This is a genomic window from Actinacidiphila sp. DG2A-62 (assembly GCF_035825295.1).
In the GTDB taxonomy this organism is placed as follows: Bacteria; Actinomycetota; Actinomycetes; order Streptomycetales; family Streptomycetaceae; genus Actinacidiphila.
In genome coordinates this window covers 3,105,001-3,128,882 of record NZ_JAYMGI010000002.1, presented here as the reverse complement: position 1 = coordinate 3,128,882, position 23,882 = coordinate 3,105,001, and the positions used below count along the sequence as shown (strand labels likewise).

Annotated in this window: 17 protein-coding genes and 1 pseudogene (1 of these 18 running past the window's edge); 12 read left to right on the top strand and 6 right to left on the bottom strand. The window is 75.3% G+C overall.

From position 1 onward, the window contains the following. Positions 1-225: 225 nt before the first annotated feature. Entirely contained in the window at positions 226-993 is a 768-nt protein-coding gene (locus VSR01_RS13725; RefSeq protein ID WP_326449501.1) for a TIGR03089 family protein, read from the bottom strand. A 240-nt stretch (positions 994-1,233) separates the two neighbouring features. Here VSR01_RS13725 and VSR01_RS13720 point away from each other — a divergent pair, with 240 nt between their 5' ends. Further along, positions 1,234-2,373 carry a nucleotidyltransferase family protein gene (locus tag VSR01_RS13720; RefSeq protein ID WP_326449500.1) on the top strand — a complete coding sequence of 380 codons (1,140 nt, stop codon included), beginning with the start codon at positions 1,234-1,236 and terminating at the stop codon, positions 2,371-2,373. Here the strand turns inward: VSR01_RS13720 and VSR01_RS13715 are convergent. Next, positions 2,370-3,323: an IS481 family transposase gene (locus VSR01_RS13715; RefSeq protein WP_326449499.1), complete on the bottom strand. Its 954-nt coding sequence runs from the start codon at positions 3,321-3,323 to the stop codon at positions 2,370-2,372. The genes VSR01_RS13720 and VSR01_RS13715 overlap by 4 nt on opposite strands. Positions 3,324-3,900: 577 nt before the next feature. Between VSR01_RS13715 and VSR01_RS13710 the strand changes: the two genes are divergently transcribed. Continuing rightward, complete coding sequence (locus tag VSR01_RS13710) at positions 3,901-4,758, top strand: DNA-3-methyladenine glycosylase family protein (protein ID WP_326453644.1); 858 nt, start codon at positions 3,901-3,903, stop codon at positions 4,756-4,758. A gap of 168 nt (positions 4,759-4,926) precedes the next feature. Here VSR01_RS13710 and VSR01_RS13705 read toward each other — a convergent pair whose 3' ends face one another. The 3 genes from VSR01_RS13705 to VSR01_RS13695 form a co-directional block, all read right to left on the bottom strand. Then, entirely contained in the window at positions 4,927-6,453 is a 1,527-nt protein-coding gene (locus tag VSR01_RS13705) for a coenzyme F420-0:L-glutamate ligase (RefSeq protein WP_326449498.1), read from the bottom strand. Then, the gene (gene cofD, locus VSR01_RS13700) at positions 6,450-7,406 is read right to left on the bottom strand and encodes a 2-phospho-L-lactate transferase (RefSeq protein WP_326449497.1); all 957 of its coding nucleotides are present in this window, start codon (positions 7,404-7,406) and stop codon (positions 6,450-6,452) included. Before cofD ends, VSR01_RS13705 begins: the two co-directional genes overlap by 4 nt. A 139-nt stretch (positions 7,407-7,545) precedes the next feature. Further along, positions 7,546-8,070: a cysteine dioxygenase gene (locus VSR01_RS13695; protein WP_326449496.1), complete on the bottom strand. Its 525-nt coding sequence runs from the start codon at positions 8,068-8,070 to the stop codon at positions 7,546-7,548. 687 nt (positions 8,071-8,757) lie between these two features. Here VSR01_RS13695 and VSR01_RS13690 point away from each other — a divergent pair. The 3 genes from VSR01_RS13690 to VSR01_RS13680 all read left to right on the top strand — a co-directional run bounded on the left by VSR01_RS13690 (position 8,758) and on the right by VSR01_RS13680 (position 15,055). Next, the gene (locus VSR01_RS13690) at positions 8,758-9,021 is read left to right on the top strand and encodes a WhiB family transcriptional regulator (RefSeq protein ID WP_031519519.1); all 264 of its coding nucleotides are present in this window, start codon (positions 8,758-8,760) and stop codon (positions 9,019-9,021) included. 320 nt (positions 9,022-9,341) lie between these two features. Continuing rightward, positions 9,342-13,466: a glycosyltransferase gene (locus tag VSR01_RS13685; protein ID WP_326449495.1), complete on the top strand. Its 4,125-nt coding sequence runs from the start codon at positions 9,342-9,344 to the stop codon at positions 13,464-13,466. After that, a complete protein-coding gene (locus VSR01_RS13680; protein WP_326449494.1) occupies positions 13,463-15,055 on the top strand; it encodes a DUF5719 family protein in 1,593 nt (530 codons plus the stop codon). Before VSR01_RS13685 ends, VSR01_RS13680 begins: the two co-directional genes overlap by 4 nt. 22 nt (positions 15,056-15,077) lie before the next feature. On the opposite strand, the gene VSR01_RS13675 is transcribed toward VSR01_RS13680, so the two are convergent. Further along, complete coding sequence (locus tag VSR01_RS13675) at positions 15,078-15,530, bottom strand: metallopeptidase family protein (RefSeq protein WP_326449493.1); 453 nt, start codon at positions 15,528-15,530, stop codon at positions 15,078-15,080. A gap of 561 nt (positions 15,531-16,091) precedes the next feature. On the opposite strand from VSR01_RS13675, the gene VSR01_RS13670 reads away from it, so the two are divergent. The 7 genes and pseudogenes from VSR01_RS13670 to ahcY all read left to right on the top strand — a co-directional run. Further along, the gene (locus VSR01_RS13670; protein ID WP_326449492.1) at positions 16,092-16,463 is read left to right on the top strand and encodes a DUF3499 domain-containing protein; all 372 of its coding nucleotides are present in this window, start codon (positions 16,092-16,094) and stop codon (positions 16,461-16,463) included. Between the two features lie 84 nt (positions 16,464-16,547). Next, on the top strand, positions 16,548-18,026 hold the full coding sequence (locus VSR01_RS13665; protein WP_326449491.1) for a phosphomannomutase/phosphoglucomutase: 1,479 nt from the start codon (positions 16,548-16,550) through the stop codon (positions 18,024-18,026). Between the two features lie 388 nt (positions 18,027-18,414). Beyond that, positions 18,415-18,594 carry a Trm112 family protein gene (locus VSR01_RS13660; RefSeq protein ID WP_326449490.1) on the top strand — a complete coding sequence of 60 codons (180 nt, stop codon included), beginning with the start codon at positions 18,415-18,417 and terminating at the stop codon, positions 18,592-18,594. Positions 18,595-18,878: 284 nt separating this feature from the next. Further along, positions 18,879-20,053 (top strand): annotated as a pseudogene (locus VSR01_RS13655) (SIS domain-containing protein). A 5-nt stretch (positions 20,054-20,058) separates the two neighbouring features. Then, positions 20,059-21,267, top strand: a complete 1,209-nt coding sequence (gene manA / locus VSR01_RS13650) for a mannose-6-phosphate isomerase, class I (protein WP_326449489.1) — start codon at positions 20,059-20,061, stop codon at positions 21,265-21,267. A 111-nt stretch (positions 21,268-21,378) separates the two neighbouring features. Next, positions 21,379-22,338, top strand: coding sequence for a cation diffusion facilitator family transporter (locus tag VSR01_RS13645; protein ID WP_326449488.1), 960 nt, complete (start codon positions 21,379-21,381; stop codon positions 22,336-22,338). A gap of 280 nt (positions 22,339-22,618) precedes the next feature. Continuing rightward, positions 22,619-23,882, top strand: partial view of an adenosylhomocysteinase gene (gene ahcY / locus VSR01_RS13640; RefSeq protein ID WP_326449487.1) — the 5' portion only. It continues 188 nt past the right edge of the window; 1,264 of the gene's 1,452 nt are visible here — the first part of the coding sequence; its start codon is at positions 22,619-22,621; its stop codon lies off the right edge, out of view.

The following is a 23,882-nucleotide window of genomic DNA, read 5'->3' as shown; positions in this document are numbered from 1 at the left end:
CGCCGGGACTACGGACCGAATGCCCGTCCGGCACACGTTGAGACAGCCCAGGTCCGGACTTGGTTGCCCGAGCGACCGGTTACGCCGCCGGTTGTCCGGGAAGTGATCAACTCCAGGCGTGCGCGGCCACACACGCCACACGGGCACCACGGCCGGGCCGCGAAGGCGCCGGAGTCGGTCCCGCCTCGGACGGCGCTGCGGCTGCGGCTGCGGCTCCGGCTCCGACTACGGCACGACGTGCGTGACGCGCTCCGCGTCCCGGCGCTGCGCGAGCCGCTCGGCCGGCAGCTGGTCCAGGTGGCGGCAGAGCACCACGGACGCGTCGGCGGCGAGCGGCGCGAGCAGGCCCGCGGCCAGCCCCGGCCAGTCGCCGAACGGCAGCCCGGTCAGCACCCGCGAGCCGCGCGCCAGCCCGAGGTCCGCGGCGTCGGCGCGGGCCCTGGCCACGACCTCGGCGCCGGACAGCACCTGCGGCGCGCCCTGGGCGCCGGGCAGTTCGAGGGCCGGCGCGTCCGGCTCCACCGGTGCGTACGGCGCGAACCGGTCGCCCTTCGACGGCACTTCGACGGCGTAGTCCGCGAACCCGGCCGGCGGCTGCGGGAAGCGGCCCCCCAGCGGGCGCAGCGCCAGCGCGACCCGTTCGCCGCGGCAGGCCAGCGCCTCCTGGAGCGTGTCCGGTCCGCTCACCACGAGGTCCGCGCCGCCCGGGTCGCCGCCCGGCACGGCCACCACGCCCACCGAGAACGCCGCGAGCAGCCACACCGCGGTCTGCCAGTGTGCCGGCAGCAGCAGCGCGACCCGGTCGCCCGGCTGCGCGCCCAGGTCGTCCTGGAGCAGGTTCGCGGTCTTGGCGACCCAGTTGCCGAACGTCGCCACCGACAGCTCGACGCGTTCGCCGGTCGCGTCGTCGTAGAAGGTGACCAGGGGGCGGCCGGGGTCGCCGCGCAGGGCCTCGGCGAGCAATGCGGCGGGAGTCTGCACGGTGGCTGTCACGGGGGCCAGGTTACTGGCATGATCGGGCGGGCCGCGGGGGAGCGGGGTCCGCGGGACCGCGGGCCTTCGGCGGCGCGCCGGCGCACCACCCGGCTGCGGAGGGCCGCGCGCGGCGGGTACGGTGGCGTACCACCCGTGGCGGCGGCGGGTACTCCGTACGGGGGTCCGGCGGGGCGACGTATCCGACGACGCGTCAGGTACTGATTCATCAGCTTTACGGCTTATGTCACTATCGTGCGCATGCGTGCACACCCCGCCTCGGCGCCCGCACCCGCCCCCTCCTCCGGCGGCCCGGCGACCGAGGCCATCATGCTCGTCGGCGGCAAGGGCACCCGGCTGCGGCCGCTCACCGTCCACACGCCCAAGCCGATGGTGCCAGCGGCCGGCGTCCCGTTCCTCACCCACCAACTGGCCCGCGCCCGCGCGGCCGGCGTGGAGCACATCGTGCTGGCGACGTCGTACCTCGCCGAGGTCTTCGAGCCGTACTTCGGCGACGGATCGGCGCTCGGGCTGCACCTGGAGTACGTCACCGAGACCGACCCGCTCGGCACCGGCGGCGCGCTGCGCAACGTCGCCCACCGGCTGCGGTCCGCGCCGGGCGACCCCGTGCTGGTCTTCAACGGCGACATCCTGACCGGCCTGGACATCCCGGCCCTGGTGGCCACCCACCGCTCCAGCGGCGCGGACGTCTCCCTGCACCTGACGACGGTCGACGACCCGCGCGCGTTCGGCCTGGTGCCCACGGACGCGGACGGGCGCGTGACCGCGTTCCTGGAGAAGCCGCAGACCCCGGAGGAGATCGTCACCGACCAGATCAACGCGGGGGCCTACGTCTTCACCCGCGGCGTCCTGGACACGATCCCGGCGGGGCGGCCGGTCAGCGTCGAGCGCGAGACGTTCCCCGGGCTGCTCGCCGACGGCGCGCACCTGCAGGGCATGGTCGACGCCACGTACTGGCTGGACCTCGGCACGCCCCAGGCGTTCGTCCGCGGCTCGGCCGACCTGGTCCTGGGCCGCGCGCCCTCGCCTGCGGTGCCCGGGCGGTGCGGTGAGCGCCTCGTCCTGGCCGGCGCCCGGGTCGCCGACGACGCCAAGCTCTTCGGCGGCACCTGTGTCGCCGCCGGCGCGGTCGTCGCCTCCGGCGCCCAGGTCGACGGCAGCGCGATCCTGGCCGGCGCGCACATCGCGGAGGGCGCGGTGGTCCGCGACTCGCTCGTCGGCGCCGGCGCCCACATCGGCCCCCGCACCGTCCTCGACGGCGTCGTCGTCGGCGACGCCGCGCACATCGGCGCGGACAACGAACTCCTCCCCGGGGCCCGCGTCTGGCCCGCCGCCCGCATCCCGGCGTCCGCCATCCGCTTCTCCCCGGACGCGCCCTAGGTGTATTGCCCTGTGAGGTTGGGGACGCGGCTGGCGGGTGGTTGGCCTTTCAGCGCGGTGTGTCCGCGGTGGTGATTGTAGGTGTGGAGCCAGTCGGGGAAGGCGTTGCGGCGTTCGGCCTCGGAGCGGTAGGGGCGGGCGTAGGCCCACTCGTCGAGCAGGGTGCGGTTGAAGCGTTCGACCTTGCCGTTGGTCTGGGGCCGGTAGGGCCGGGTTCGTTTGTGGGTGATCCCGGCTGCCGTCAGCAGGTCGCGCCAGTCGCGTGAGCGGTAGCAGGAGCCGTTGTCGGTCAGCACGCGTTCGACGGTGATGCCGGCCTGGGCGAAGAAGGCGTGGGCGCGGGTCCAGAAGCCGGTGGCGGTCTCCTTCTTCTCGTCGGGCAGGATTTCGCTGTAGGCCAGGCGGGAGTGGTCGTCGACGGCGGTGTGGAGGTAGCTGTAGCCGGCGTTTGAGCGGGTCTTGCGGCCTGCTTGGCGGCCCAGGACCTTGTGGCCGCCGCCGTCGGGGATGTTGCCGAGCTTCTTGATGTCGATGTGGACGAGTTCGCCGGGCCGGTCGCGTTCGTAGCGGCGTATGACGCGGCCGGTGGCCCGGTCCAGGTGGGCCAGACGGGCCAGGCCGTAGCGGGTCAGGACCCGGTGCACGGTCGAGGGCGCCAGCCGTAGCAGGTGCGCGATACGGGCCGGTCCCCAGCGGCGCAGGACGCGGACCTTGATGATCCGGCGCTCGGTGCGGGTCGGGGTGCGGCGGGGGCTTGTGCGCGGGCGGGAGGAGCGGTCGCCCATCCCGGCCTCACCGAACTGCCGGTAGCGCTCGGCCCAGCGCTGAGCGGTGGTCGGCGAGACCTGGAAGCGTTCGGCCGCCCGCCGCAGCGGCCAGCCGTCGTCCACCACGCAGCGTGCCAGACGCAGACGTCCGGTCTCGGTCAGGGGTGCGTTACGGTGAGGCACGAGGGCCTTTCTGGTCGCCGGTGCAGATGTCGCAATCCACACCAGGCCAGAAGGCCCTCACCCTTTTCAAGATCAGCGAGTGATGATCTCCGTCACCGTCCACAACCTCCCGAGACAGAACACCTAGGGTGTCCGCGCGCCCCCGGAGCAACCCGCCCGGCGACGAGACGCCCCTGTGGTCTCCCGCAGGACGCCGAACGCCACGTCACCCGGGGAACGGGGAGACGGCGCGCCGAACCGGAGCGGACCGGGGGTGCGTCACCGGGCGGAGGGGGCCGCCCCGGTGGGCATCCGGGCGGAGGGGGCCGCCCGGTGCGCATCCGGCCACACCGCCCGCGGGGGAGCCGCGTAGTCTCGGCGCGTGCCCCCGATCCCCCCGCCCCGCCCCGCCGCGGGCGCAAGCGCGCCCAGCCACGTAGGCGCGGCCCGCAGTGCGACGGACCGCGCGACAGAGAGCGGCAGCGGGCTCGCGGCGCCGGCCGCGACCCGGGTGGCCGGGAGCGCGACGGCGACCAGCAGCGGGGGCGTCACGCGCAGGTGGGCGCCGCCGGGCCCGCTGGACGTGCGGCGCACGGTGATGCCGCTGCGCCGCGGCGGCGGCGACCCCGCGTTCCGGATCACCCCGGACGGCGCGGTGTGGCGCGCCAGCCGCACCCCCGAGGGCGCGGCGACGCTGCGCATCACCGGAACCCCCGCCGCGCTGGAGGGCACCGCGTGGGGCCCCGGCGCCCAGTGGCTCCTGGACGCGATGCCCGCCCTGCTCGGCGCGGACGACGAGCCCGCCGCCTTCGTCCCGCGCCACCGCGTCGTGCACCGCTCCCACCGCCGCCACCCCGGCCTGCGCCTGACCCGCACCGGCCTGGTGCTGGAAGCGCTGATCCCCTCGATCCTGGAGCAGAAGGTCACCACCGCCGAGGCGTACCGCGCCTGGAAGCTGCTGCTGCTCCAGCACGGCGAACCCGCTCCCGGCCCCGCCGCGGCCGGCGGCATGCGCGTCATGCCGGACGCGCGCGGCTGGTCCCGCGTCCCCTCGTGGGACTGGCACTGCGCGGGCGTGGACGACAAGCGCGCGGCCACCGTGCTGCGCGCGGCCCGCCTCGGCCCGCGCCTGGAGTCGCTCGCCGCGCTGCCCCCGGAGGAGGCGTCGGCGCGGCTGCAGACCGTGCCGGGCGTCGGCCCGTGGACCGCGGCCGAGACGCTGCAGCGCAGCCACGGCGCGGCCGACGCGGTCACCGTCGGCGACCTGCACCTGCCGCACCACATCGGCTACGCGCTGACCGGCGCGCACCGCACCGACGACGCGACCATGCTGGAGCTGCTGGAGCCCTACGCCGGCCAGCGGCACCGGGCCGCCCGGCTGATCCTGCTCGGCGCCTCCGGCCCGCCCCGCCGCACCCCGCGCCGCGCCCCGGCCCCGCCCGGCCCCTGGGCCTGACCCCGCTCGCGACCGCCGGCGCCCAGCCGGCCGCCGGGGCCCAGCCGGCCGCCGATGTCCGGCCGCCGACGTCCGGCTCCCGACCCGCCCGCGCAGCCCAGCGGGGGTCCGCGCCGCGCGGTCGCCCGGGCCGCCCGCGCAGCCCGGCGACCCACGCCGGCGCATCGCCTACCGCACCGTCAGGAACGCCTCGGGATCGCGGTCGGCGCGCGGCGCCGGCGCGACCGCCGGGCGGCCGACCGCGACCGCGCCCATCGGGTCCCAGTCCGCCGGCAGGTCGAGCACCGTGCGCACGACACCGCGGCAGAACATCGTCGAGGACACCCACGCCGAGCCGAGCTGCTCACCGGCCAGGGCGACCAGCAGGTTCTGGACGCCCGCTCCGGCCGCCACGACGAACATCTCCCGCTCCGCCGCGGCCCGCCGCGTGTCCGGGTAGGCGTGCGCGCCGTCGGCGACCAGGCACGGCACCACCAGGTACGGCGCGCGGCGCAGCACGTCGCCGCGGCGCAGGCGCTTGGCGATGCTCTCCTCGCTGAAGCCGTCGCGGCGCAGGTCGCCCTCCCAGGCGTCCCGCATCGCGTCCAGCAGCCGGGTGCGGGCCTGCTCGGTCTCCAGCAGGACGAACCGCCACGGCGTGGTGTGGTGCGGCGCCGGCGCGGTGACGGCCAGCGCGACCGCCCGGCGCACCGCCGCGGGGTCCACCGGTTCGTCGGTGAACTCCCGCACGGTGCGCCGCAGTCCGACCGCCTCGCGGACCGCCTCCGAGGTGCCGAGCCGGAACATGTCGTCGGCCGACCTGCGCAGCAGCGGCCGTGCGCCCGGGTCGTCCGCGCCCGGCTCGGGGTCGACCAGCGCGGCCAGGCCGCGCACCACCGCGACCGGCACGCCGCTGGTCTTGCCCTTCACCAGGTCGCCCGCGGCGGCGAGTTCGTCGGCGACGGCGGTGACCGTTGCGTTCAGCGGGTTGCCGTACCCGTCCTTCCCGCCGCGCAGGTCCTCCAGCACCCGCACCCCGGACGCGCCGATCGCCACGTCGGTCAGGCCGTCTCGCCAGGGCCGCCCGAAGGTGTCGGTGACGACGACGCCGACCCGTACGCCCAGGGTGCGCAGCAGCCCCTCGCGGATCGCGCGGGCCGACGCGTCGGGCTGCTCGGGGAGCAGCAGCACCGTGCCGGCCTCGGTGTTGGAGGCGTCCACGCCCGCCGCGGCCATCACGAAGCCGTGCCGCGTCTCCACGACGCGGGTCGCGCCGCGGCGCGCCACCAGCCGTACGGCCTCGGCGTCTATCGCCGCCTCGCGGTCGTCGGCCCGCACGATCCGGCCCTCGGCCTTGCTGACGATCTTCGAGGTGACCAGCAGCACGTCGCCGTCCGCCAGGGTCACGCCGGTCGTCGCGATGAGGCCGGCCAGGTCGTCCCCGGGCCGCACCTCGCCGATCCCCGGCACCCCGAAGACCTCGTACCGCGCGGCGCCGTCGGCGCCGCCGGTCGCACCGGCAGCCGAAGCCGAAGCCGCAGTCGTAGCACCAGCCGCAGCCGCAGTCGTACCCGTGGTCGCCGTCGCGGCCGTGCCGGCGGCCGTGCCCGTGCGCGGGTCCGCCGCCTCTGCCGCACCCGCTGCCGGTCCGGCTCCGGGGGAGTCGTCGCCCGCGTCCTTCGCCGGCTGCGTCCCCGCGTGCCCGGTCGTCGTCATACCCGCACCTCCTCGGCCAGCGCCAGCGCCTCGCGCGCCATCTGCGCCGCCGCGTCCACATCGGTCATCATCAGCGGCACCGCGCGGCAGCGGATGCCCGCCTCCTCGACGGCCGGCACCGCGCCCGCGTCCACCGTGTCGACCAGCCAGCCGTCCAGCAGCCCGGAGCCGTAGTGCGTGGCGACGGCCGCCGCGGTGGCCTCCACGCCGACCGCGGCGAGCACCTTGTCGGCCATGCCGCGCACGGGCGCGTCGCCGACGATCGGCGACAGGCCCACCACCGGCACCCCGGCCTCGGCGATGGCCTCGCGGATGCCCGGCACCGCCAGGATCGTGCCGATGCTCACCACCGGGTTCGACGGCGGGAAGAGGACCACGTCGGCCGCCGCGATCGCCTCCAGCACCCCGGGCGCGGGCTTGGCGGCCTCCGCCCCCACCGGCACCACCGCGTGCGCGGGGACCGCGGCCCGCAGCCGCACCCAGTACTCCTGGAAGTGCACGGCCTTGCGCTCGCCGTCCAGCTCCACCAGGACGTGGGTCTCGACCCGGTCGTCCGACATCGGCAGCAGCCGCACCCCGGGCTTCCACCGCGCGCACAGCGCCTCGGTGACCGCGCTGAGCGGATAGCCGGCGCCGATCATCTGGGTGCGCACGATGTGCGTCGCGAAGTCCCGGTCGCCGAGCCCGAACCACTCGGGCCCCACGCCGTACGCCGCCAGCTCCTCCTTGACGGCGAACGTCTCGTCCGAGCGCCCCCAGCCCTGCTCCTCGTGGATGCCGCCGCCGAGCGTGTACATCACGGTGTCGAGGTCCGGGCAGACCTTCAGCCCGAACAGGTGGATGTCGTCTCCGGTGTTGCCGACGACGGTGACGTCCGCCTCCGGCGCCGCTGCCTTGAGGCCGCGCAGGAACCGCGCGCCTCCGATTCCTCCGGCCAGAACCACGATTCGCATGGCCCCAGTCTGTCAGCCGGCCGGGGCGCGGCTGCCGGCGTCCACCACCGGCCGTCCCCGGGCCGGCCGCACGACGGGCGCGCCCCCGGTCAGCCGTGTGGTCAGCCCACGTGGTCAGCCGCGTGGTCGGCCCCCGCGGTCAGCCGCGCGCCGCGGCCCCGGTCTTCGCGGTCGCCGCGGGCGTGCACGCGTGCGGCGTCATCTCCGTCAGCCCCGGGAAGTACACGTGCAGGCTGACCGCGCCGTCCAGCGAGTCGTTGACCACCTCGTGGACGTACCCCGGAGCGAACGCGCGCTGGTGTCCGGCCGTCAGCACCCGGGTGGTCTCCCGGGCGGTCCCGCCCCGCGCGGCCAGGGAGCGTTCGCGCAGGGTGCCCTGGAGGACGGTGTGCACGCCGTGGGAGGCGCCGTGGTCGTGCAGGCCGCTGCCCTGGCCGGGCAGCCAGCTCAGCAGCCACACCTCGTAGCCGGGGCCGGTCTGCAGGCGTGCGTACCAGCGGGTGGTGGCGTCGTAGCGCACCAGCGGGGCCCACCGGCCGCGGTCGGCGGCGATGGTGCGGGCGAGTCCGGCGAACTCGGCGACGGTGCCGGGGTGCTGGGGCGCCGGCGGCAGCAGGTGGGGCAGAGCGAGGGGGTCGCCGGCGATCGAGACGTCGGAGTACATGGGGTGATGTTCCTTGCGTGGCGCGTGATGGGTGGGGCGCCGGGACCGCGAAGGGGTCACCGGCAGGGGATCAGCGGCAGCGACAGGAACAACAACAGCTCTGCGAGGGCGCGGCGCAGCAGAACCCGCGAGTGCGAATCCGTCCGGAGAAGTGCTGCGCGGCGTGCATGGCATCAAGAACACCGGTCGGGACCCGCGCGTGTCAAACGGATGTCCGGAATGTCGCACAGGTTCACCTGATCCGGTAACGCGCGTTGCCGAAAGGTTTGTGCATCGGTTGTTGGGGATAGGTGGTGCGGCATCCGTGCAGATCCGATGCAGATTCGCTTCCGGTTCGCCTCCGGTCTGGGAGAACGCGCCGCCTGGTGTGACGTTGTCCTTCTGTGATCGAAATGTGATCCGCACTGCTTCGCCCACTCGGGTGGAACGCTGCGCTTCCCGGGGGCGTCTGTCGAAGTGTGGGTGACGGATCGGCCCCTCGGGCGTTGAGGCATGCGGGTCTTTGGGTCGATATCAACACTTTCTGTCACGGCTTGGTTCAGCGGAGTGAATAACGGGCCTAATAGCAGATCTTGGCTTGACTGGCCCGGAGCACACACTTGTAATTTCACTCGTGTCGTTCGACCGGAAGCCCTGTAACGGGTCGACGGACACATCACGGGGAAGCACGACAGACGAGGGGCGCGCATGACCGAGCAGTTCCAGTTGCTGCTGGCCGAAGAAGCCGACGAGGAACTCGGCTGGCAGGAGCGCGCGCTGTGTGCGCAGACCGACCCCGAGTCGTTCTTCCCCGAGAAGGGCGGTTCCACGCGCGAGGCCAAGAAGGTCTGCCTCGCCTGCGAAGTCCGCTCCGACTGCCTGGAGTACGCGCTCGCCAACGACGAACGCTTCGGCATCTGGGGCGGCCTGTCCGAGCGTGAGCGCCGCCGCCTGAAGAAGGGCGTCGTCTGAACGCTCCCGCGCCGCACGCACCGCGGCGCCCGGCACCACCGCGCAGCCCGTCTCCCGCGCCCTCCGGCCCGGCAGGCGGGCTGCGCCCGTCCCACCCGACCCTGTCCCACGCGCCCCGCGGCCCCTCGCGCCCCTCGCCCGGGGCCCCTCGCGCTCTCGCCCCGCGACCTGGTCCCACCCGCCCCGCGGCCCCCGCGTCCCCGCACTCGGACGGCGGCGTCCGTGTGAGCCGTTAGTGTGGGGGGCCGTCCGAGACGCTCTCCCGCCGCCGCGCGGACCGCGCGTCCACCTCAGTCCAGCGAACCGGGGCCAGAACCTCGATGTCCGTGAACAGCCCAGCACCGGCCGCACCTCCGGTCGGCACCCCTGAGTTCCCGCGTCACGTGGTGACCGCCGTGCTCGTCGCGCACGACGGCGCGCGCTGGCTGCCCAAGGCCCTGGAGGGACTGCTCACCCAGGACCGCCCGGTCCAGGACGTCATCGCCTGCGACACCGGCAGCGCCGACGACTCCGCGCGGCTGCTCGCCGACGCCCTCGGCGACCAGCGCGTGCTGCACCTGGCCCGCCGCACCGGCTTCGGCGCCGCCGTCGACGAGGCCGTCCGCACCGCCGCCCCGCTGACCGCCGAGCACCTGCCGTACCTGCGCCGCCGCAGCGGCTGGGACCCGGTCAGCCGCACCTGGGACGACGACGCCTACGACGAGCCCGAACTCCCGCACGGCGAACCGGTCCAGTGGCTGTGGCTGCTGCACGACGACTGCGAGCCCGACCCCGGCGCGCTGGCCGCCCTGCTGCGCACCGCCGACGCCTCGCCGTCCGCCGCGATCGTCGGGCCCAAGCTGCGCAGCTGGTACGACCGCCGCCAGCTCCTCGAAGTCGGCGTCAGCATCGCCCGCAGCGGCCGCCGCTGGACCGGCCTGGAGCGCCGCGAGCAGGACCAGGGGCAGCACGACCAGACCCGCCAGGTGCTGTCGGTGTCCTCCGCGGGCATGCTGGTGCGCCGCGACCTGTGGGAGGAGCTGGGCGGCTTCGACCGCAGGCTGCCCCTGATGCGCGACGACGTCGACTTCTGCTGGCGCGCCCAGGCCGCGGGCCACACCGTGCTGATCGCCCCGGACGCCGTCATGCGGCACGCCGAGGCCGCCTCCCGCGAGCGCCGCCCGGTCGACTGCGCCGGCCGCTCCGCGGTCAACCCGCACCGCGTCGACAAGGCCGGCGCCGTCTACACCCTGCTGGTCAACACCCGCGGCCCGCTGCTGCCCTATGTCGCGCTGCGCGTCGTCGTCGGCACCCTGCTGCGCACGCTGGCCTACCTGGTCGGCAAGGTCCCCGGCCAGGCCGTCGACGAGATCGTCGGCCTGCTCGGCGTGCTGCTGCGACCCGAGCGGCTGCTCGCCGCCCGCCGCGCCCGCGGCCGCGGCGCCGTGCCGCCCTCCGAGCTGCGCCCGCTCTTCCCGCCGCCGGGCGCCACCGTGCGCGCCACCGTCGACCAGGTCGTCAGCAACGTCGCCGGCCGCGCCGACGACTCCGCCGCCGCGGCCGGCCTGCACGGCGGCGCCGTGGAGTCCGGACCCGGCGACGAGGACGGCGACTTCCTGGAGATCGAGCAGTTCGCCCGGCTCAAGCGGATCGCCCGCAAGCCGGGCCCGGTGCTCTTCGCGGTGCTGCTGGTGGTCTCCCTCCTGGCCTGCCGCGGACTGCTCGGCGGCGGCTCCCTCTACGGCGGCGCCCTGCTGCCCGCCGAGTCCGGCGCCTCCGACCTGTGGGCCACGTACGCCGGCTCCTGGCACGCGCTGGGCACCGGCGGCACCCAGTCGGCGCCGCCGTACCTCGCGGTGCTGGCGATCTTCGCCACCGTCCTCTTCGGCTCCACCGGGCTGACCCTGACGCTGTTCCTGGTCGCCTCGGTGCCGCTGGCCGGCGTCGCCGCGTACTTCGCCTCCCGGCCGCTGGTCGAGTCCCGGCTGCTGCGCGCCTGGGCGTCGGTCGCCTACGCCTTCCTGCCCGCCGCCACCGGCGCGCTGGCCGCCGGCCGCCTCGGCACCGCCTTCCTGGCGATCCTGCTGCCGCTGATGGCCCGCGCCGCCGTCGCCGCCGCCGGACTCCAGCTCGGCGACGCCGCCGTGGAACGCGGCGCCCGCCCCGGCTGGCGGGCCACCTGGGCGCTGGCCCTCATGCTCACCTTCACCACCGCCTTCACCCCCGTGACCTGGCCGATCGCCCTGGTGCTCGCCGCCGCCACGCTCGGCTGGCGACTGCTGAAGGGGCAGCGCGTCCTGCTGGTGCCGCACCTGCTGCGGTCCCTCGCGCTGCTGGTCACGCCCATGGTGCTGCTCGCCCCCTGGTCCACGACGCTGCTGTCGCACCCCGGCCGCATGCTGAACAAGGCCGGCCTGGCGTACGGCACCAAGAGCGCCTCCAGCATCGACCTGCTGCTGCTCAGCCCCGGCGGCCCCAAGGCGTCCGGCGGCTTCCTGCTCGTCGGCGTGGTCCTGGCCGCGCTCGCCGCGCTGATGCGCGGCACCCGGCGCACCGCGATCGTCGCCGCGTGGGCCGCCGCCGTCACGGGACTCCTGTTCGCGGTCATCGAGAACGGCAAGGACTGGGCCGGCCCCGCGACGCTCGTCTACGGCCTGGCGCTGCTGGCCGCCGCCGCCATCGGCGCGGAGGGGGCCAACGAGCGGATCGCCGCCAGCGGCTTCGGCTGGCGGCAGCCGGTCGCCGCGCTGGTCGCGCTCGCCGCCGTGCTCGCCCCGCTGCTCGCCGCCTTCACCTGGGTCTTCGACGGCGCCGACGGCCCGATCAGGCGCGGCGACCCGCAGCAGGTGCCCGCGTTCGTCGCCGAGGAGTCCACCACCCGCGACCAGCCGCGCACCCTGGTGCTCAACGGCACCCCGGGCGACATCACGTACGCGCTGGTCCGCGGCGCCGGCGCACACCTGGGGGACGCCGAACTCGCCGCGCAGGCCCCGGCCGACCACGCCCTGGACTCCGTGGTCGCCAACCTCGTCGCCGGCTCGGGCGCCGACCAGGGCAGCAGGCTCGCGGGCTACGCGATCCGCTACGTGCTGGCGCAGAAGGGCGCGCCGCACGGCTTCGCCCGCGTCCTGGACAGCACCCCGGGCCTGTCCCGGGTCAGCCAGACCGGCGGGTCGGAGCTGTGGCGGGTGGAGTCCGCGACCGTCTCCCGCATCACCATCGTCGCCAAGGGCGCCGCGACGGTGCCGGTGGCCTCCGGTCGCGTCGAGGCGCACACCGAGGTGCCCGCGGGGCCCGCGGGTCGGGTGCTGCGGCTCGCCGACTCCGCCGCGGCCGGCTGGCACGCCACGCTCGACGGCGCCGCGCTCACCCCGACCACCGTGGACGGCTGGGCGCAGGGCTTCACGCTGCCGGCCGCCGGCGGCCGCCTCGACGTCACCTACCAGGAGCCGGTCTCGCACATCGGCTGGCTGGGCGCGCAGGCGTTCCTGCTGCTCCTGGTGGTCGTGCTGGCGCTGCCGGGGCGGCGCAACCGGATCGACGACGACCTGCCCGAGGCCGAAGCCGCCGCCGCGGTCGCGGAGGCCCCCGGCCAGGCGTCGGGCGAGGGCCGCAGGGCCCGCAGGCTCCAGGCGGCGGCCGAGGCGGAGGCGGCGGCCGCGGCTGCGGCTGCCGCCTCGGGCCTCGACGCGGACGGCGGGCAGCCCGACCGGGACGGCCAGGGCGCCGGCGACCCGTCCGCGGCCGGTGACGGCGCCGACGGCGGCCAGGCCCGCGTCCCAGCCCCCTCCGCCGCCCCCGACGACGCCGCGGACGGCTACGCGCAGACCCCGTACGACCCGGTGGACGGCGGCTACGACCCGTACGCCGTGCCCGCGGGCGCCCCCGGCACGGACGGCTACGGCTACGGCGGCCAGGGCGGCTACGACGGACAGGGCGCGTACGAGGAGCAGACGGCCGGCCAGGGCGCCTCCCCCGGCGCCTCCCAGGGCGTCGCGCAGGGCCAGGGCTACGGCGCCGAGGGCTACGGCGGCGACGGCACGCAGACCTGGGACGGCGGCCCCCAGGGGCAGCAGCCCTACCCGGCGGGACCCCAGGACCCGGCGGCCGGCGACGGCGGCTACGACCGCTCCGGCTACGGCTACGTGCCCCCGCCGCCCGGCTACGACCCGTACGCCGCGCCCGGCCAGGACGGCTACGGCCACGACCAGGGCTACGCCGACCAGGCCGCCCAGGGCTACGGCGGGCAGCAGGGCTACGCCGACGGGCAGCAGCCGTACGGCGAGTCGTACGGCGACCAGCAGGCGTACCCGGGCGCTCCGGGCGACGGCCGGGGCTACCCCGGGCAGCAGCAGCCGTACGGCGAGGGCGCCGGCTACCCCGACCCGAGCACGTACTACGCCGAGGAACACCCCGAGGAGTACGCCGAGGGCGACCCGCGGCGCGACGGGAGCGACCACCAGTGAACCGCAGCACCATCTCCCTGGCCGGCGCCGTCGCCGCGCTCGTCGTCCTGACCGGCGCGGCCTCGCTCACCGGCGGCAACGACTCCGACGCGGCGCCCGCGGGCTCGGCCGCACGGCTCCCGGTGCAGCGCAGCACGCTGCTGTGCCCGCAGCCGTCGTCGTCGGAGTTCGCGACGACCACGTACACGTCGTTCACCCCGGCGGGCACGGGCTCCGGCTCGGCGTCGGACGCCGGGTCGGGCGGGTCCGGCTCGGACGGCTCGGGCGGGTCCGGCTCGGACGGCACGGGCGGGTCCGGCTCGGACGGCACGGGCGCGTCGGGCTCGGACGACGGCTCCGGGTCCGGCTCGGCGGCCAGGGCGACGCTCGTGCCGACCACCCCCAAGGCGAAGCCGCTGACACCGCTCACCGCGCCGGGCATGCCGGTCACCACGACCACCGACAAGGCCGACGCGCCGGCCCTCATCGGCACCGCGGACGGCCCGCTCGCGCCCGGCTGGACCGTCCAGCAGACCACCGTCGTCGACTCCGGCAGCGGGCGCGGCCTGTTCGGCACGTCGTGCCTGGTGCCCGACAGCGAGTTCTGGTTCCCCGGCGCGAGCACCGCGGACGGCCGCCAGGACTACCTGCACCTGGTCAACCCCGACGAGGGCACCGCGGTCGTGGACGTCCAGCTGTACGGCAAGGACGGCCAGCTGAAGGCGGCCACCGGCGACGGCGTCACGGTCCCCGGCGGCGAGTCCGTGGCGGTGCTGCTGTCCACCCTGGTCGCCGAGAAGGCGCAGGACCTGACCGTGCACGTGGTCGCGCGCAGCGGCCGGGTGGGCGCGGCGGTCCAGGCCACCGCCGCGGGCAAGGGCGGCGACTGGCTGCCGGCCGCCGCGGACCCGGCGACCTCGCTGGTCATGCCCGGCATCCCCAAGGACGCCACCGACGTACGCCTGATCGCCTTCGCCACCGGCTCGGACGACGCCGACCTGACGCTCAAGCTGGCCACCTCCACCGGCCCGATCACCCCGGCCGGCCACGAGACGCTGCACGTCAAGAGCGGCATGACCACCGGCGTCGACCTCGGCGACCTCACCAAGGGCGACGCCGGGTCGCTGATCCTGGGCTCCAGCACCGTGCACAGCGCGGAGCCGGTGGTCGCCGCGCTGCTCGTCACCCGAGGCAAGGGCAGCTCCCATGAGCTGGCGTTCCTGCCGGCGACCCCGCCGGTCGGCACCCGCGCCACCGCCGCGGACAACCGCTCCAAGGGCTCGACGCTCTCGCTGACCGCGGTCGGCAAGAGCGCCACGGTGAAGGTCACCTCGTCCGCGGGCTCCGGCGGCGGCACCCCCATGACCAGGACCGTCGTCGTCAAGCCGGGCGCCACGCTGTCCATGGCGCCCGATCAGCCCGGCGGCGGCAAGGGCGCCTTCGCGGTGACCGTCGAGCCGACCGCGGACAGCGGCACGGTCTACGCCTCGCGGACACTGGAGCTGCCGGCGGGCGGGGTGCCGATGTTCACGATCCAGCCGATGCCGGACGACCGCGGCCTGGTCGCCGTCCCGGACACGGAGTCCGACCTGCGGATCCTCAACCGGTAGGTGGGCGGGACAGGCGCCGGGGTCAGTCCTCGCCGTACTTCGGGTCGACGTTCTCCGGGGACAGGCCGAGCAGCTCGGCGACCTGCTCCACCACGACCTCGTGCACCAGCAGCGCGCGCTCGTCGCGGCTCTTGGCGCGGATCTCGACCGGCCGCCGGTAGACCACGATCCGGCTCGGCCGGTCCTTGGCCGCGCTGATCAGGCGGCCGAGCGGCACCGGCTCGCCGTCCGAGGACAGGCCGTCCTGCGGCCAGGGCACCTCCTGCACGGCGAACTCCACGTCGGCCAGCTGCGGCCAGCGCCGCTCCAGCCGGTCCGCGGCGTCCCGCACCAGATCGTCGAAGGCGTCCGCCCGGCTGAGCGCCAGCGGGACCTGCGGAGGCGCGATGGGACCGCGCATCCCCCGGCCGTGGCGGTCGCGGTGACGCGGACGCGGCGCGGGCGGGGTCGCGGGGGTGGGTGCCGAGCTGTCCATCAGCGTGAGCCTAGTCCTCGCCGCAGCCCCGCACAGCAGCGGATCGTGCCGTTGTCGCCGAAAGTGCTGTGGAACGGGCGGAGGAACGGGCAGTGGGAGGGGGCTGACGGGCGGGCTGTCGGAAGGACCGCGCCCGGGGCCGCCGGAAAAGCTGGCGCAAGGCCGTCGCGTGGGCGGTCGCGTGGGCGGTCGCGTGGGCGGTCGTATGGGCGGTCGCGTGGGCCGTCGTACGGCCGTCGTTTGGGCCGTCGTTTGAGCCGTCGCAAGGGCCGCCGAAAAGCCGCTGGACAGGCCGCCGACCGGCTGCGCCGCGGCCCGCGCGCAGACCGCATCCGGCCACCGAAGTGACGGATATGCGCCACCTGCCGACCGAAGTCGACGCCCAGGCGACCGGTGAGGTTTCCCTTACCGGCGGTACACCCTTGTCGCCCGAACGGCGTCCTCGCAGGTCAGCCAGGCGATAGTGGAGGAGACGGTTCCGATCGGCGCGGCGCGACACGACCGGGTGACGGAGCGGCGAGTCGTCGCGGCCCGCTCAAGAGTGCGGTACCGTCCAACCTCGTGAGCCCTGTACGTCGCTGTTCGCGCACCGCTTGCGGCCGCCCCGCCGTCGCGACGCTGACGTACGTCTACGCGGACTCCACCGCGGTGCTCGGCCCCCTCGCGACGTACGCGGAGCCGCACTGCTACGACCTGTGCTCGGAGCACTCCGAGCGGCTCACCGCGCCGCGCGGCTGGGAGGTCGTACGGCTCGCCACGGACACCGGACCGGTCCGCCCGAGCGGCGACGACCTGGAGGCGCTGGCCAACGCGGTCCGCGAGGCCGCCCGTCCGCAGGAGCGCTCCCAGAACGGCCCCGGCGCGCGCGACATCGACCCCCTGGAGGTCGCCAGGCGCGGCCACCTGCGGGTGCTGCGGTCACCCGAGCCGTAGCCACGCCGGAGCCGCGCGGGGCGTTCGGTAGGTTGTGGAACGCGTTTTCCGACCTGTCCGAACCCGTGCAATCCGAGGTGCTCCGTGGCCGACCTGTCGCAGATCGTCAAGGCGTACGACGTGCGCGGCGTCGTACCCGACCAGTGGGACGAGCCGCTCGCCGAGCTGTTCGGCGCGGCCTTCGCCACGGTCACCGGCGCGGCGGCGATCGTCGTCGGCCACGACATGCGGCCGTCCTCGCCCGGCCTGTCGCGGGCCTTCGCGCGGGGCGCGGCCTCCCGCGGCGCCGACGTCACCGAGATCGGCCTGTGCTCCACCGACGAGCTGTACTTCGCCAGCGGGTCGCTGGGCCTGCCCGGCGCGATGTTCACCGCGAGCCACAACCCCGCGCAGTACAACGGCATCAAGATGTGCCGCGCGGGCGCCGCGCCGATCGGCCGCGACACCGGACTCGCGGAGATCCGCGCGCTGGTCGAGGAGTGGAGCGGGACCGGGCTGCCCGAGGCCGGGTCCGGGACCGGGACGGGGCCGGCGGCCGAGTCTGGAGCCGGGACGGGGCTGGGGGTCGGGTCCGGGGCCGGGACGGGGCCGGCGGCCGAGTCCGGGGCCGGCGGCGGCGCACGGGCCGGCGCCGCGCCCGGCACGATCACCTCGCGCGACGTCCTCGGCGACTACGCCGACTTCCTGCGCTCCCTGGTCGACCTGTCCGGCATCCGCCCGCTGAAGGTGGTCGTGGACGCGGGCAACGGCATGGGCGGCCACACCGTCCCCACCGTGTTGGCGGGCCTGCCGGTGGACCTGGTGCCGATGTACTTCGAGCTGGACGGCACCTTCCCCAACCACGAGGCCAACCCGCTCGACCCGAAGAACCTCGTCGACCTCCAGGCCAGGGTGCGCGAGACCGGCGCCGACATCGGGCTCGCCTTCGACGGCGACGCCGACCGCTGTTTCGCCGTGGACGAGCGCGGCGAGCCGGTGTCCCCGTCGGCGGTGACCGCGCTGGTCGCCGCCCGCGAACTGGCCCGGAACCCCGGCGGCGTCGTCATCCACAACCTCATCACCTCCCGCACCGTGCCCGAGGTCGTCGCCGAGCACGGCGGCACCGCGGTCCGCACCCGCGTCGGCCACTCCTTCATCAAGCAGGAGATGGCCGCGGCCGGCGCGATCTTCGGCGGCGAGCACTCCGCGCACTACTACTTCCGCGACTTCTGGAACGCCGACACCGGCATGCTCGCCGCGCTCCACCTGCTGGCCGCGCTCGGCGGCCAGGACGGCCCGCTGTCCACGCTGGTCGCCGCGTACGACCGCTACGCCGCCTCGGGCGAGATCAACAGCACGGTCGCCGACCAGGAGGCGCGCACCGCCGCGGTCCGCGCCGCCTACACCGGCCGCGACGGCGTCACCTTCGACGACCTGGACGGCCTCACCGTCAGCGGCGCCGACTGGTGGTTCAACCTGCGCGCCTCCAACACCGAGCCGCTGCTGCGCCTCAACGTCGAGGCCCGCGACGACGCGACGGTGGCCCGCATCCGCGACGAGGTCCTGACGATCGTCCGCGGGTAGCGCGGGGCGGGCGCGTCCCGCGGGGCACGTCGGGAGTGCCGGGTGCCGGGTGCCGGGGCCCCGGGTGCGCGGGGACGGGGTGCGTCCCGGCCGATGCGGATGCGGCGATGCGGATGCGGCGGGTGTGGGGTCCCGGGGGTCGGGCGTCGGCGCGGGGTGCGGGGCGCCAGGCGCCGGGCGGGAGCACCGGGTGCCGCGGCCGGGCGCGCGGGACCGCCGGGGACGGCGGCGGGCAGGCGGTGAGCTGCTGGCTATAGGCTGAGGGAGCGGACACGACGCCGTCGGCACCGGCCCAGCGCCACGGGACCGGCGGCCGGCCCGCCGCCCGCACCACGGGCGGCCGGCGCGCCGCCGACTGCCCCGCCGTACCCGTCCGGAGGACGCCGCCATGCCGCTCGTCGAGCCCAGCCTGCTGGAGATCCTGGCCTGCCCGGCCTGCCACGCCCCGCTGCGCGAGGACGCCGACGCGAACGAACTCGTCTGCACCTCCGACTCCTGCGGTCTGGCCTACCCCGTGCGCGACGAGATCCCGGTCCTGCTGGTCGACGAGGCCCGCCGGCCGGCCTGACGGGCGCCTGACCCGCCGGGGCAGGCGCCCGCCGTGCCGGGACGCCCGCACCCGGGAGTCCCGGCGGCCGTCCGCGCCGGGCCCGTCGCACGCGGCACGCCGAAGCCGGCTGCTCCGGTACGCCCCGGGCCTGCGGCGCACGCGAGGGCCGCGCGGTGTGCCCACGCCCCCCGCCGCGCCGCCGCACCCGCCCGTCCCGGGCTCCGCACACCGCCGTCGCGTCCATCGCCAGACCCCCGCACATCCCAGCCGAATCAGTCCGCATCCGACCGGGAGGTCCCACCGTGTTCGACGAGTCGCTGCTGGAGGACCCCGAAGCGCTCGCCCGAGCGGACGCACGGGGGCTGCTGCGCGCCACCGCCTCGGGCGGCGCCCGGGTCCGCACCGCGCTGCGGCTCGCCGACGAGGCCGGCGTCCCGGCGCTGAACCCCGACGGCAGGCCGCGCGGCGTGCTGATCGCCGGCAGCGGCCCGGAAGCCGCCGCCGTCGCCGACCTGCTCTCCGCCCTGGCCGCCGGCGCCTTCCCGATCGAACTCCTGCCGCCCACCGGACCCACGCCCGCGCAGTCCCGCTGGACCCTCCCCGGCTGGGCCGGCCCCTCGACCTGCTGCTCCTGACCACCACCCAGGGCACCGAGCAGGGCCTGACCGACCTGGTCGAGCAGGCCTACCGCCGCGGCTGCACCGCCTGCGCCGTCGCCCCGGCCAAGACGCCGCTGGCCGAGGCCGTCGAGCAGGTACGCGGACTCGCCCTCCCCTTCGCCGCCGCCGACGGCGCCTCCGGCGGTGCCGCCGCACGCCCTGACACGGCGTCTGACACGGCGCGCGGCGCGGACTCCGGCGCCGACTTCGACCCCGGGGCGCTGTGGGCGCTGCTCGTCCCGCTGCTCGCCCTCACCGACCGCCTCGGCCTGCTCAGCGCACCGGCCGACGCCCTCGCCCAGGTCGCCGACCGGCTGGACGAGGTCGCCGCCCGCTGCGGCCCCGCCGTCGCCACCTACACCAACCCGGCCAAGACGCTCGCCGCCGAACTCGACGAATCCCTCCCGCTGCTGTGGAGCCAGGGCCGCGTCGCCGGCGCCGCCGCCCGCCGGTTCGCCACCGTCCTGGGCGCCCGCGCCGGCCGCCCGGCCCTCGCCGCCGAACTGCCCGCCGCCCTCACCGTCCACGGCCCCCTCCAGGCCGGCGCCGCCGCCCTGGCCGCCGACCCCGACGACTTCTTCCGCGACCGCGTCGAGGACTCCGCCGGCCTGCGGCTGCGCATCGTCCTGGTCCAGGAGGCCGCCGACCGGTCCGGGTCGGCCGCCCCCGCGGCCCGCGAGCAGGCATACGCCCACGACACCCCGCTCAGCGAGATCACCGCAGCCGGCGGCAGCCCCCTCGACACCGCCGCCGAACTCCTGGCCCTGACGGACTTCGCAGCCGTTTACCTGGCCGTCGCCACGACCGAAAGACCATGACCGGCATGAACCGCCTCACCAACACCGTCCGCCCCTACGCCTGGGGCTCCACCACCGCCATCCCCGAACTCCTCGGCACCGAGCCCACCGGCGAGCCCCAGGCCGAACTGTGGATGGGCGCCCACCCCGGCGCACCCTCGCGCATCGACCGCGGCGACGGCCCGGTCCCGCTCGACGCCGTCATCGCCGCCGACCCCGCCGCCGAACTCGGCGACTCCACCGTCAAGCGCTTCGGTCCCCGCCTCCCCTTCCTGTTCAAGGTGCTCGCCGCCGGCGCCCCCCTGTCGGTCCAGGTCCACCCCGACCTCGCCCAGGCCAAGGCGGGCTTCGCCGACGAGGAGGCCCGCGGCGTCCCCGCCGACGCCCCCGAGCGCAACTACAAGGACGCCAACCACAAGCCCGAGATGATCGTGGCGCTCTCCCCGTTCGACGGCCTGTGCGGATTCCGCTACCCCACCGAGGCCGCCGACCTCCTGGAGTCCCTCGACGTCGACGCCCTGCGGCCCTACGCCGACATCCTGCGCGCCCACCCCGAGGACCAGGCCCTGCGCGAGGTCCTCGCCGCCGTCCTCGGCGCCGAACCCGCCGCGATCGCCGAGACCGTGCACGCCGCCGCCGAAGCCGCCGCCCGGCTTGCCGACACCCCCGGCACCCCGTACGCCGCCGACCTCGCCGCCTACGCCAAGGCCGCCCGCAGCTTCCCCGGCGACCGCGGCCTGATCGCCGCCATGCTCCTCACCTACGTACGGCTCCAGCCCGGCGAAGCCCTCTATCTCGGCGCCGGCGTCCCGCACGCCTACCTCGACGGCCTCGGCGTCGAGATCATGGCCAACTCCGACAACGTCCTGCGCTGCGGCCTCACCCCCAAACACATCGACGTACCCGAACTCCTGCGCATCGTCCGCTTCGAAGCCGGCGACCCCGGCGTACTCCGCCCCGAGGCCGCCCCCGACGGCGAAGAGGTCTACGCCGCCCCCATCGACGAGTTCCGCCTCTCCCGCTACGGCCTCGCCCCCGGCGCCGACGCCCGACTCCTCGGCCCCGGCACCCCGCAGATCCTCCTGTGCACCAGCGGCCGGGCCCAGGTGCGCACCGCCGGCGACGACGGCCCCGGACTCACCCTCAGCCGCGGCGAATCCGCCTACGTCCCCGCCGCCGAACGCGTCGAACTCACCGGCGAAGGCACCGTCTTCCGAGCCACCGTGGCGGCCTGACCCGCCCCCGGGAGCGGCGGCTGCAAGAATGACCGTCCGCAGCCGCCGCCCGCCCCTGGCGCGACAGCCGCAGTACCAGCCCACCGGACGAGGGAAGGATCACCACCAGCTATGAGCGCGTCAGGCGGAACCCGGGCGATCATCGCCGCGCTGAGCGCCAACCTGGCCATCGCCGCGGCCAAGTTCGTGGCCTTCGCCTTCAGCGGCTCCTCGTCCATGCTCGCCGAGGGCGTGCACTCCCTCGCCGACTCCGGCAACCAGGCCCTCCTGCTCATCGGCGCCCGGAAGTCCAAGCGCGCCGCCAACGACGAGCACCCCTTCGGCTACGGCCGCGAACGCTACGTCTACGCCTTCCTCGTCTCCATCGTCCTGTTCTCCGTCGGCGGCATGTTCGCGCTCTACGAGGGCTACGAGAAGATCCGCCACCCGCACGACGTCGACCACTGGTACTGGCCGGTCGGCGTCCTCGTCTTCGCGATCATCGCCGAGGGCTCCTCCTTCCGCACCGCCGTCAAGGAGTCCAACCACACCCGCGGCAGCCTGTCCTGGATCGAGTACATCCGCCGGGCCAAGGCCCCCGAACTGCCCGTCGTCCTCCTTGAGGACTTCGGCGCCCTGATCGGCCTCGCCCTCGCCCTGATCGGCGTCGGCCTGGCGGTCGGCACCGGCAGCGGTGTCTGGGATGGCATCGGAACCCTCTGCATCGGCACCCTCCTCATCTGCATCGCCCTGGTCCTGGCCGCCGAGACCAAGTCGCTGCTCATCGGCGAAGGCGCCAACCCAGAGTCCACCGCCCGCATCCGCGCGGCCATGGTCGACGGCGACACCGTCACCGGCGTCATCCACATGCGCACCCTGCACCTGGGCCCCGAGGAACTCCTCGTCGCCGCCAAGGTCGCCGTCCAGCACGACGACACCGCCACCGAGGTCGCCCGCGCCATCGACGCCGCCGAGGAACGCATCCGCGCCGCCGAGCCCTTCGCCCGGGTGATCTACCTCGAACCCGACATCTACAGCGAGTCCGCCGCCGCGGCGGGGCCCGACCCCGACCAGACCCCCGGCGGACGCTGAGCACCCCGGCCCACCGGGCCGGCCCCGCTTTCCCCGCCCCGCTTTCCCGGTGGCGCTGGGGCCGATGGGCCCACCGGTGTAGATTCGTCCTTAGCCAGACGTCGCTGCTGATGGCGGTCGGGCGGTCTCCGCACGGAGACCGGCCGAGGGAGAGAGGGCCTCCGACGGATTGCGCTGCCGCAAGGGGACGGGTGTGTCCGCAAGGCGTGGCAACCCGCGCCGCCCCACGGCCGCGCCCCATCCCTGTCCACCTCGACCTCAACCGCGAGGAGCAGCCCGCATGACCACCACCGCCACCGACTTCAAGGTCGCGGACCTCTCCCTGGCCGCCTTCGGCCGCAAGGAGATCACCCTTGCCGAGCACGAGATGCCCGGCCTGATGTCCCTCCGCAAGGAGTACGGCGAGTCCAAGCCGCTCAGCGGCGCCCGCATCACCGGATCGCTGCACATGACCGTGCAGACCGCGGTCCTCATCGAGACCCTCGTCGCCCTCGGCGCACAGGTCCGCTGGGCGTCCTGCAACATCTTCTCCACCCAGGACCACGCCGCCGCGGCCATCGCCGTCGGCCCCGAGGGCACCCCGGACAACCCCCGCGGCGTCCCCGTCTTCGCGTGGAAGGGCGAGTCCCTCGAAGAGTACTGGTGGTGCACCGAGCAGGCGCTGACCTGGCCGGACGCCCCCACCGGCGGCCCCAACATGATCCTGGACGACGGCGGCGACGCCACACTCCTGGTCCACAAGGGCGTCGAGTTCGAGAAGGCCGGCAGCGTCCCCGCCACGACCCCCGAGGACAGCGAGGAGTACGGCCACATCCTCGACCTGCTGCGCCGCACCCTCGCCGACACCCCGCAGAAGTGGACGCAGCTCGCCTCCGACATCCGCGGCGTCACCGAGGAGACCACCACCGGCGTCCACCGCCTGTACGAGATGCAGCAGGAAGGCAAGCTGCTCTTCCCGGCGATCAACGTCAACGACGCGGTCACCAAGTCGAAGTTCGACAACAAGTACGGCTGCCGGCACTCCCTCGTCGACGGCATCAACCGCGCCACCGACGTCCTGATCGGCGGAAAGGTCGCCGTCGTCTGCGGTTACGGCGACGTCGGCAAGGGCTGCGCGGAGTCCCTCCGCGGCCAGGGCGCCCGGGTCATCGTCACCGAGATCGACCCGATCTGCGCCCTGCAGGCCGCCATGGACGGCTACCAGGTCGCCACTCTCGACGACGTGGTGGAGACCGCCGACATCTTCGTCACCACCACGGGCAACCGCGACATCATCATGGCGTCCGACATGGCCAAGATGAAGCACCAGGCGATCGTCGGCAACATCGGCCACTTCGACAACGAGATCGACATGGCCGGCCTGGCGAAGATCCCCGGCATCGTCAAGGACGAGGTCAAGCCCCAGGTCCACACCTGGACCTTCCCCGACGGCAAGGCGATCATCGTGCTGTCCGAGGGCCGGCTGCTCAACCTCGGCAACGCGACCGGTCACCCCTCCTTCGTCATGTCCAACTCCTTCACGGACCAGACGCTGGCGCAGATCG